We start from the raw sequence: 8,989 nt of genomic DNA on the forward strand, positions 1-8,989 counted from the left end.
GCGGTAGTCCGGTTGCCGATAATCCGCGACGGATCGATTCTCGTTACCCTGGCAGACATGACAGCCATGGCACCCACGCGCACCGAACCGGACCTGTCCTTCCTTCTGGATCACACCAGTCACGTGCTGCGTACGCAGATGAGCGCGCGGCTCGGCGAGATCGGACTCACCCCGCGGATGCACTGCGTGCTCGTCCACGCCCTGGAGGAGGAGCGCACGCAGGCTCAGCTCGCCGAGATCGGCGACATGGACAAGACCACGATGGTGGTGACCGTCGACGCGCTGGAGAAGGCCGGTCTCGCCGAGCGCAGGCCGTCCAGCACCGACCGGCGGGCCCGGGTCATCGCGGTGACCGAGGAGGGGGCGAAGGTCGCGAAGGAGAGCCGGGAGATCGTCGACCAGGTCCACGAGGGCGCGCTCGGCGCCCTGCCCGAGGAGGAGCGCGAGGTGCTGCTCCGGGCGTTGAACCGGCTGGTCACGGGGCATCTGGAGACCCCCGTCGAGGGGCCGCGGCCGGCGCGGCGGGCGCGACAGAAGGGGTAGCCGGGAGCGGTCGCCGCGGGCGCGCCGAATGATGGATCCGTAAAAGATAGTCTGCAACAAAACTATCTGTTACGGTCTTTCCTGTTGCCTCCAACGAACAGGAGAGACCGCCGTGCCCGCCACCGCTACCGCCCCCTCCGCTTCCCCCGCCCCCACCGCTTCCCTCTCGCGCTCCCGCCGGCTCGCCCTGGGCGTCCTGGCCACCGGAATGCTGATGACGATCCTCGACGGCAGCATCGTCACGGTCGCGATGCCGGCCATCCAGAGCGACCTCGGCTTCACCCCGGTCGGGCTGAGCTGGGTCGTCAACGCCTATCTCATCGCCTTCGGTTCGCTGCTCCTGCTCGCCGGCCGCCTCGGAGACCTGATCGGCCGCAAGCGGATGTTCCTCGCGGGCACCGCGGTGTTCACCGCCGCCTCGCTGCTGGCCGGACTCGCCACCTCGCCCGGGGTCCTGATCGCCGCCCGGTTCCTGCAGGGCGCAGGCAGCGCGATGGCCTCCGCCGTCAGCCTCGGCATCCTCGTCACGCTCTTCACGCAGCCGCGCGAACGGGCCGGTGCCATCGGGGTGTTCAGCTTCACCGGCGCGGCCGGTGCCTCGATCGGGCAGGTCCTCGGCGGTGTCCTCACCGACGCGCTGACCTGGAACTGGATCTTCTTCATCAACCTGCCCATCGGCATCGCGGTGCTCCTCGTCGCCCTCCCGGCCCTGCCGGGCGACCGGGGCCTGGGTCTGAAGGCGGGCGCGGACACCCTCGGCGCGCTGCTCGTCACCTCGGGTCTGATGCTCGGGATCTACACGGTCGTCAAGATCGAGACGTACGGGGCGGCTTCGGCCCACACCCTCGGATTCGGTGCCCTCGCGCTCGCCCTGCTCGCCGGCTTCCTCGTCCGCCAGGCCACGGCGCGCAACCCGCTCATGCCGCTGCGCGTCTTCCGCTCGCGCAGCGTCCTCGGCGCCAACCTGGTCCAGATGCTGATGGTCGCCGCGCTGTTCTCCTTCCAGATCCTCGTCGCGCTCTACATGCAGAACGTGCTCGGGTACTCCGCGTCCGAGACCGGTCTGGCGATGCTGCCGGCCGCCGCCGTGATCGGGCTGGTCTCGCTCACCGTCTCGGCCCGCCTGAACTCCCGCTTCGGCGAGCGCAAGGTCCTGCTGGCCGGTCTGATCCTCCTGGTCGGCGTACTCGGCCTGCTGACGCGCGTACCCGGTCAGGCCGACCGGGCGGACTACCTCACCGACCTGCTCCCGGTGATGCTCCTGGCCGCCGGCTTCGGCCTCGCCCTCCCCGCGCTGACCTCGCTGGGCATGTCCGGTGCGAAGGAGGCAGACGCGGGGCTGGCTTCCGGGCTCTTCAACACCACCCAGCAGATCGGCATGGCGCTGGGCATCGCGGTCCTGTCCACCCTGGCCGCCTCCCGTACCGAGTCCCTCGCCGCGGCGGGTGCTCCCGTCCCCGAGGCGCTGACCGGTGGCTACCACCTGGCCTTCGCGGTCGGCGCCGCCCTGATCCTGGTCGCCCTGGGCGTCGCCGTCACCGTCCTGCGCGGCCCGAAGGACTCCCCGCGGCCGGTCACGGCCGAGCCGGAGACCCGCCTCGCGGCTCGGTGAGGTTGCGGGTCATGCGCTCCAGGACGGTGACGGCGGTGACGTACTCCTCGCGGGTGATCCCCGTCGCCGCCAGCTCGCGGAAGGCGTCCACGCGACGGGCGACCTCGGAGAGGCGGGCGCGGCCGCCGTCGGTCAGGGCGAGGTGGTCGGGCTGCGGGCGGGTCACCCAGCCGCCACCCAGCACCGATGCGACGGCCGAAGTCAGCGCCGCGGCGTCGGCGTTCGCGGCCAGGGCGGTCAGGACGGCGGTGTCGGTGGCCCGTGGAGCGTCCTTGACGACGCCCAGGACCTGCCAGCCGAGCCGGGTGAGGCCGAAGCCGGCCAGCAGGGCGTCCATGGATGCGGTGAGGGCCTGGTCCGTGCGGTTGAGCCAGTAGCCGATGGGCTTCATGTCCTGCTCCTTCGGGAGGCCGGTGGGCCGGGAGGCCTGCGGGCCTGCGAGCCGGTGGGTCAGTGGCCGGTGAAGGCGTCCGCGTTCTCGCGGGCCCACTGCCGGTAGGTGCGTGCGGGTACGCCGAGCAGGGACTCGGTGGTCTCGCCGATGGCGGCGGGACCGTGGCCGGCGGCCTCCCACAGGTCGAGCAGCGAGGACACCATCGGGGCGGGCATGTGCCGGCCCATCTGCTCCTCCGCCTCGGCGCGGGTGATGTGCTCGACCGGGATCGCGCGGCCGAGGGTTTCCGAGAGGACGGCGAGCTGCTCGCGGAAGGAGAGCGACTCGGAGCCGGTCAGGGTGAGCGCGCGGCCGGTGAGGGAGTCCCCGGTCAGGGCCAGGGCGGCGATGTCGGCGATGTCCTCGGGGTGGATGGGCGCGATCTGTGCGTCCGGGTAGGCGAGTTGGACCGGCAGGGACCGGCCGACGGGCCAGGCCCAGCCCAGCGAGTTGCTGGCGAAGGCGTCGGGGCGCAGGAACGTGCAGGTCAGACCGGAGTCGGCGAGGGCGCGCTCGACCCTCAGGCTGTGGCTCGCGAGCGGGTCGGTCCCGGCGTCCGGGGCGAGCACCGAGGACGAGGACAGCAGGACGACGTGCTCGACCCCGGCGGCCTCGGCGGCCTTGATCAGGTCGTGGATGCCGGCGGGCTGCGGGTAGAGGAAGACCTGGCGCACCCCGCGGAGCGCGGCGGCGAAGGTCTCGGGCCGGTCCAGGGCGAGCTCGGCGGTCTCGACGCCGGCCGGGACGGTCAGTTCGGCGGGGCGGGCACTGGCGGCCCGGACGGGGAGAGCGGCGGAGTGCAGGCGGTCGACGACGGCCCGGCCGACCTTGCCGCGCGCGCCGGTGATGAGGATGGGCACGGGAGCTCCATTCGTTCGTGATGACATATGCATGCTTGCATGCACACGTTTTCGCGTCAACACATGTCTGCGTGAGCTCACATATGTACGATGAGGGACATGACGAAGCACGAGCCGGCGACCGACGAGGAACTGCTGGACGCCGTGGGCCCGGCGTTCGGGAAACTGCGGCGCTCCTCGCTCCTGGAGGTCGAGAATCCGATCTCCCAGAAGGACCTCGGCCGCACCCTGGTGCTGAACATCGTCCTGGAGGCCGAACAGGGCGACGGCCGCGAGATCACCGTCGGCGGCGTGGCCGAGCACCTGGGCGTCGACCCGTCGGTGGCCAGCCGCATGGTGTCCGACGGCATCTCCGCCGGCTACCTCGTGCGCGCCGCCTCCCAGCAGGACGGCCGCCGCACGATCCTGCACCTCAGCCCCGAGGGCCGGGACATGATGGACCGCTTCCGGCGGCACCAGCGCGCGGCCTTCGAGTACGTGACGGCCGACTGGAGCGAGCGCGACCGCCTCGACTTCGCCCGCCTCATGCTGAAGTACGTCGACTCCCAGAACGCGCTGCGTCAGCGCTGACGACCGCCGGCCGCCCGCGGGCGGCGACGCCACAGCCCCAGGCGCATCGCCTGGGGCTGTGGCGTGGGGCTGTGTCGTGGGGCGGGAGGCCCTGCGGGTTATCTGACGGGCTACCTGACGGGCTACCTGAAGGAGACCCACTTGGCCGCGCTCGGCACCCCGTTCTCGTCCAGCAGGAAGAGCATGTAGTAGCCGGGCGGGACGTCGTTGGCCGAGGGCGGCGCCTGCAGGCGCAGGCTGTTCCCCTGGCGCTTGACGATGCCCAGTTCCACATGGCGCTGGCTGGTGTTGAGCGAGTGCGTCGCCGTGGTCGGGGCCAGCAGGACGGCCTTCTTGACCTGGTCGGGCGTGGAGGTCCCCACGTTGAAGGCGGTGTTGTACCGCAGCGGTCCGTCGGGGGCGCGGTCGAGGGCCGGGCGGCTGCCCTGGTGGAGGTAGGCCGGCTCGAAGATCTCGATGCTGCCGTTCATGTCGTCGTCGATCTTCGGGTCGTTGGCGAGCTGCTGCAGCTCGTCACCGGTGACCATGATCCGGCCGTCCGGGAGCACGACGGCGTTGGAGTGGTAGCCGCGCGGCAGCCGCTGCGCCGGTCCCAGCTTCCACTCGCCCAGCGCGTTGCGGGTCTCGATCTGCCGGTACTTCAGGTCGGACTTGGGGTTGTAGTCGCCGTTGCCGTAGTCCCGGATGCCGTAGGCGCCGTTGACGGTCAGCAGGCTCGCGTCGGGGAGCAGCAACGTGTCGTCCTGCGTCCGGCCGAAGGCGCGGGGCTGCTGCTTCTCCCAGGCGCCGCCGCTCGTGAGCCGGTAGGTGTTGGGGTCGTCCCGGTCGCCGCCGAGGACCAGTACGGAGTCCGGGCCGCGCAGTCCGGCGGGCAGTGCCACGGCGGAGCCGTAGCCGCGGTGCACGCCGTCGGGGCGCGCGGGCAGGTCCGTACGGGTCTCCGCGACCGGGTCGAAGGCCCACTGCTTGGTGGCGTGCCGGCCCAGGCCGTACACCTTGCCGTCGCGCAGGGTGAACAGGTGCGGGTAGTCGCTGTCGGTACCGAAGGGCGCGTCCACGCGCAGGGTGTCCGTCGGGACGTCCTTCGGGATCACGGTCTTCTCGAAGGGGACGGGGTGGCTCTTGGCGGGGAAGCGTTCGATGACGGAGGTGGAGGTGCCCCAGCCCTGGTCGGTGTGGCCGGACATGATCAACAGGCGGCCGTCGGGGGCGGTGGCCACGGAGGGGTACCAGCGGCCGACCTCCATGTCCTTGTTCACGGACCAGCTCTCGGACCACGGGTCGAAGACCAGCGACAGCTTGGCGCCGGCGCCACCGCCGTAGCCGAGGTTGCCGCCGAAGACGCCGACCATGCCGTTGGGCAGGAAGGCGTGCCCGGCGCAGAAGAAGGGCGCCGGGCGCTTCTCGCCCGTGCCATCCGGCACGACCAGCTCGGGCGGGGTGACCTTCTTGAAGGCGGCCGCTCCGGTGCCGCGGCGCGGGTCCCACAGGAAGGCGCGGCCGGCGTTGGCCTTGCCGAGGGTGTTGGTCGGTGCGGGCTCCTCGGTCGGGTCGGTCTCCATGCGCTCGAAGGAGAAGAGCAGCACCTTGCCGGTCGGGAGCATGGCGATGTGGGCGGCGAAGTCCGGGGACTGGAAGTACTCGGCGAACTGCCCGAACGCCTTGGGGTGGAAGCGCGCGTTCACGTCCGCCTGGGACCGGGTCAGTGAGTTCAGGCTGTCGATCCGGGCGAGCTGGGAGTACCCGCCCAGCTTGAGGATCTGCTCGCGGACCTTCGTATGCTCCTGGGCGTGTTCGGCGCCGAGGGCCGCTTTCTCCTCGGGGCGGGCCGAACCGTCGTGCGCGGATGCCGGTACGGCGGTGACGAGGGCGGCGGTGGCCGCGAGGACGGAGACCGCGGCCCTGCGGGCAGCTCGGCGGGCGGCTCGGGGGGTGGATCGACGCTTGATGCGTGACATGTGACTCCTCACCAGGGGTGCTGGAGCGGTGGGTGCCCGTGCGGGGGCACAGGGCGCCTACGACGCCTACGAACACAGACCTATGCCGACGCGTCGGGTACCGCACACCGGGAAGATCGCCGGGGCTTCGGGCCGCCCGGGTGAAGGCACGGCCCTGAGCTGCGCCGACGGCGGCCCGGGGCCCGCCCCCCGGTCCCCCGCCCGGCCGCAACCCGTGGTGATCACGGACACCGTGTCGGCCCCCTGCGGGCAGGATCGCCGCCCCCCTGCGCGGGCGGGGTTCCCCGCGGCCCCGGCCCGGACGATTCCCGCCAGGCAGGGAGTCACGACCGGGGCCCGGAGGAGGGGCCCGGAGGAGGGCTGGAGGAGGGCTGGAGGAGGGCCCGAATCGGTCAGGATTCGAGAAGCGCCCTTGGCCCAGGCGCAGTTACCGTGACGGACATGGACATCAGCATTCACATGAGCACCCTGCCGCAGGACGACCCGGACGCCGCCGTGGCCTTCTACCGCGACGTCCTCGGCTTCGAGGTCCGCAGCGATGTGGGCCAGGGCAAGATGCGCTGGATCACGGTCGGCCCCGCCGACCGGCCCGGCACGTCGATCCTCCTCGCGCCGCCGGCCGTCGACCCCGGTGTCACCGAGGCGGAGCGCCGCACCATCGCCGAGATGATGGCGAAGGGCACCTACGGCTGGATCCTCCTCGCCACCAAGAACCTCGACAGCACCTTCGAGAAGATCCAGGCCGGCGGCGCCGAGGTCGTCCAGGAGCCGACCGACCAGCCGTACGGCGTCCGCGACTGCGCCTTCCGCGACCCGGCGGGCAACCTGATCCGCATCCAAGAACTCCGCTGAGCCCGTACACCGACGAAAGGGGGGTCCTCCATGTGTCGTCCCGCGTGGAGACAGGCACTGATCGAGGCTTCGCAACTGAAGGACCTGGCGCGGCTGCGCCGCGTCCGGGACCGGATCGACCGGGAGTACGCGCGTCCGCTCGACGTCGAGGAGCTCGCCCGCGCCGCGGACATGGCGGCCGGGCACCTCGGCCGCCAGTTCCGGCTCGCGTACGGCGCGTCCCCGTACGCCTACCTGACGGCGCGCCGCATCCACCGCGCGACGGCCCTGCTGCGGGGTGGCGACCTCGGTGTCGCCGAGGTCAGCCGCGCCGTCGGCTGCCCGACGCCGGGCATCTTCAGCACCCGCTTCACCGAGCTCGTCGGCATGGCGCCCGACGCCTACCCGCGCGCCGCCCGAGGACCGGCCGCAGCGGCCGCAGCGGCCGAACCGGTCAGGATTCGAGAAGCGTCCGCCCCGGCCCCACACCTAGCGTGATGTGCATGGCCTCCATCGAAACCCTCACCCTTGAGGTGGCCGACACCACGGCCGCCCACCACTTCTACACCGCCTTCGCTCCGGGCATGCAGGTCCGCCTGCGGGCCTCGGAAGCACCGACGACCGGCTTCCGCGGGTTCGTGCTCTCGCTCACCGTCCCCCGGCCGGCCGACGTGGACGCCCTGGCCGGCGCCGCCCTCGAAGCCGGTGCCACCGTGCTGAAGCCCGCCTCGAAGTCGTTCTGGGGCTACGGCGCGGTCGTACAGGCGCCGGACGGGACGATCTGGAAGCTCGCGACGTCGGCGAAGCGGGACAGCGGCCCGGCCACCGGGCGGATCGACGACGTCGTGCTCCTGCTGGGGGCCGCCGATGTGTCCGCGACCAAGCAGTTCTACGTCGGCCGCGGCCTCGCCGTGGCCAAGAGCTTCGGCAGCAAGTACGTCGAGTTCGCCACCCCGTCGAGCCCCTTCAAGGTGGCGCTGTACGGGCGCCGCGCCCTGGCCAAGGACGTCGGTGTCCCGATCGACGGCTCCGGCTCCCACCGGATCGTGATCGGCGGTGCCGGCGGGCCCTTCACCGACCCCGACGGCTTCGCGTGGGAGGCCGCGGTCGCGGCCCCGGCCCCCACGGCCTGATCGAGCTGCGCGGGAGAGGAACTCGCGTTCACGGCCGCGGCGCAGACCCTGCACGGGCTCGGCTTCACCGACCCGTGCCCCATCGCCACCGTCGCGCTGGAGGTGGCCGGTACCCATGAACCGCTGCGCCTGGCCACCGCCGAGGTCATCGCGAGCTGGACGGACGGCCTCGCCGCCTTCTACCGCGCCGGCGGCATCGCCGAGCCCGCCGCGCACGAGACCGCGAGCTCGGTGATCGCCCTGCTGGAGGGCGGGTTCATGCTCGGCCGTGCCGCGCGGAGCACCGGTCCGGTACTGGCCGCGTCCCGGGCCGCGGCGGCCATCGTCCGCGCGGCGCGGTCCGATGCCGCGGCGGCGCCGGCCGGCGCGTAGGGCAGGGCGGGGGCGCGCGGGCCCGGGTGCGGCGTCGTCAGTCGCGGGCGGGCGTTCGCAGGGCGGAGAAGATCAGGAGTGCGAACGCGACCACGGCGGCGGCCGTGCGGATGTCGTTGAACATCTCCCAGTGCCCCAGGATCTCCGTGTGATCGGCCGGGGCCGAGGTGTGCGCCCACTCCTTGATCCGGCTGTTGATCGGGACGTTGCCGAACCGGGTGACCAGGAGGGACGTGAGGGCCAGCAGGCCGGCCCCGCCCGCGAGCAGCCGCGTACGGCCGCGCGTCACGGCGGCGAGGGTCAGCGAGCTGACGATCGACACGCCCATCGCCGCCTGCATGGTGATGCCGTTCATCTTCATCAGTTCGGTGTGGAACGACAGCCGTATGTCGAGCGGTACCGCGTTGAAGGTGGGTACGAGGTTGGCCGCCCCGTAGCCGAACGCGCCGGCGAGGAGTCCGGTGGAGAGGAGGGCCAGGCCCAGCAGAAGGCGTGTGCGCATGTTCGTCGGCTCCTGTGCGTCGGTGCTTGCGGGGGTGGGTGCGCGGGCGGGCGGGGGATTTCCGCCGACGACTGCGAGGGGCGCCGGCGCCTGCACGCCTGTGCCCAAGGGTCCGGGCTGTTTCGCGTCAAGTCCAAGAGAAAGTCCTTCTCGCGACGAGAAGCACCGGTTATCA

Annotated in this window: 10 protein-coding genes and 1 pseudogene; 7 read left to right on the plus strand and 4 right to left on the minus strand. The window is 72.0% G+C overall.

Annotated elements, in window-relative coordinates; all coding sequences use genetic code 11:
• The first annotated feature begins 57 nt into the window (after positions 1-57).
• Both ACFY0D_RS00865 and ACFY0D_RS00870 read left to right on the plus strand, forming a co-directional pair.
• Complete coding sequence (locus ACFY0D_RS00865) at positions 58-543, plus strand: MarR family winged helix-turn-helix transcriptional regulator (RefSeq protein ID WP_390796312.1); 486 nt, start codon at positions 58-60, stop codon at positions 541-543.
• Between the two features lie 208 nt (positions 544-751).
• Positions 752-2,155: an MFS transporter gene (locus tag ACFY0D_RS00870; protein WP_390796566.1), complete on the plus strand. Its 1,404-nt coding sequence runs from the start codon at positions 752-754 to the stop codon at positions 2,153-2,155.
• On the opposite strand, the gene ACFY0D_RS00875 is transcribed toward ACFY0D_RS00870, so the two are convergent.
• Both ACFY0D_RS00875 and ACFY0D_RS00880 read right to left on the minus strand, forming a co-directional pair.
• Positions 2,118-2,546: a MarR family transcriptional regulator gene (locus ACFY0D_RS00875; protein ID WP_390796313.1), complete on the minus strand. Its 429-nt coding sequence runs from the start codon at positions 2,544-2,546 to the stop codon at positions 2,118-2,120. The two genes, ACFY0D_RS00870 and ACFY0D_RS00875, sit on opposite strands and share 38 nt — an antisense overlap.
• Before the next feature lie 59 nt (positions 2,547-2,605).
• Positions 2,606-3,448: an NAD(P)H-binding protein gene (locus tag ACFY0D_RS00880; protein WP_390796314.1), complete on the minus strand. Its 843-nt coding sequence runs from the start codon at positions 3,446-3,448 to the stop codon at positions 2,606-2,608.
• Between the two features lie 99 nt (positions 3,449-3,547).
• Between ACFY0D_RS00880 and ACFY0D_RS00885 the strand changes: the two genes are divergently transcribed.
• Entirely contained in the window at positions 3,548-4,018 is a 471-nt protein-coding gene (locus ACFY0D_RS00885) for a MarR family winged helix-turn-helix transcriptional regulator (RefSeq protein WP_390796315.1), read from the plus strand.
• A gap of 122 nt (positions 4,019-4,140) precedes the next feature.
• On the opposite strand, the gene ACFY0D_RS00890 is transcribed toward ACFY0D_RS00885, so the two are convergent.
• Positions 4,141-5,976: a galactose oxidase-like domain-containing protein gene (locus tag ACFY0D_RS00890; protein ID WP_390796316.1), complete on the minus strand. Its 1,836-nt coding sequence runs from the start codon at positions 5,974-5,976 to the stop codon at positions 4,141-4,143.
• Positions 5,977-6,417: 441 nt separating this feature from the next.
• On the opposite strand from ACFY0D_RS00890, the gene ACFY0D_RS00895 reads away from it, so the two are divergent.
• From ACFY0D_RS00895 to ACFY0D_RS00910, 4 genes and pseudogenes are all read left to right on the plus strand, one after another.
• Positions 6,418-6,828: a VOC family protein gene (locus tag ACFY0D_RS00895; RefSeq protein ID WP_390796317.1), complete on the plus strand. Its 411-nt coding sequence runs from the start codon at positions 6,418-6,420 to the stop codon at positions 6,826-6,828.
• A gap of 30 nt (positions 6,829-6,858) precedes the next feature.
• Entirely contained in the window at positions 6,859-7,305 is a 447-nt protein-coding gene (locus ACFY0D_RS00900; protein WP_390796318.1) for a helix-turn-helix transcriptional regulator, read from the plus strand.
• Positions 7,306-7,310: 5 nt separating this feature from the next.
• Entirely contained in the window at positions 7,311-7,940 is a 630-nt protein-coding gene (locus ACFY0D_RS00905; protein WP_390796319.1) for a glyoxalase, read from the plus strand.
• Between the two features lie 39 nt (positions 7,941-7,979).
• Positions 7,980-8,312 (plus strand): annotated as a pseudogene (locus ACFY0D_RS00910) (TetR family transcriptional regulator C-terminal domain-containing protein); the annotation flags it as partial.
• 37 nt (positions 8,313-8,349) lie between these two features.
• Here ACFY0D_RS00910 and ACFY0D_RS00915 read toward each other — a convergent pair.
• On the minus strand, positions 8,350-8,814 hold the full coding sequence (locus ACFY0D_RS00915) for an anthrone oxygenase family protein (protein WP_390796320.1): 465 nt from the start codon (positions 8,812-8,814) through the stop codon (positions 8,350-8,352).
• Between the last annotated feature and the right edge of the window lie 175 nt (positions 8,815-8,989).

It is taken from the genome of Streptomyces sp. NPDC001502 (genome assembly GCF_042894785.1).
GTDB classification, from domain to species: domain Bacteria; phylum Actinomycetota; class Actinomycetes; order Streptomycetales; family Streptomycetaceae; genus Streptomyces; species Streptomyces kutzneri.

Excerpts from the sequence above, each read along its gene's own strand:
- ACFY0D_RS00865 (WP_390796312.1), top strand. The coding sequence starts at position 58 with ATGACAGCCATGGCACCCACGCGCACCGAACCGGACCTGTCCTTCCTT.
- ACFY0D_RS00870 (WP_390796566.1), top strand. The coding sequence starts at position 752 with ATGCTGATGACGATCCTCGACGGCAGCATCGTCACGGTCGCGATGCCG.
- ACFY0D_RS00875 (WP_390796313.1), bottom strand. The coding sequence starts at position 2,546 with ATGAAGCCCATCGGCTACTGGCTCAACCGCACGGACCAGGCCCTCACC.
- ACFY0D_RS00885 (WP_390796315.1), top strand. The coding sequence starts at position 3,548 with ATGACGAAGCACGAGCCGGCGACCGACGAGGAACTGCTGGACGCCGTG.
- ACFY0D_RS00890 (WP_390796316.1), bottom strand. The coding sequence starts at position 5,976 with ATGTCACGCATCAAGCGTCGATCCACCCCCCGAGCCGCCCGCCGAGCT.
- ACFY0D_RS00895 (WP_390796317.1), top strand. The coding sequence starts at position 6,418 with ATGGACATCAGCATTCACATGAGCACCCTGCCGCAGGACGACCCGGAC.
- ACFY0D_RS00900 (WP_390796318.1), top strand. The coding sequence starts at position 6,859 with ATGTGTCGTCCCGCGTGGAGACAGGCACTGATCGAGGCTTCGCAACTG.
- ACFY0D_RS00905 (WP_390796319.1), top strand. The coding sequence starts at position 7,311 with ATGGCCTCCATCGAAACCCTCACCCTTGAGGTGGCCGACACCACGGCC.
- ACFY0D_RS00915 (WP_390796320.1), bottom strand. The coding sequence starts at position 8,814 with ATGCGCACACGCCTTCTGCTGGGCCTGGCCCTCCTCTCCACCGGACTC.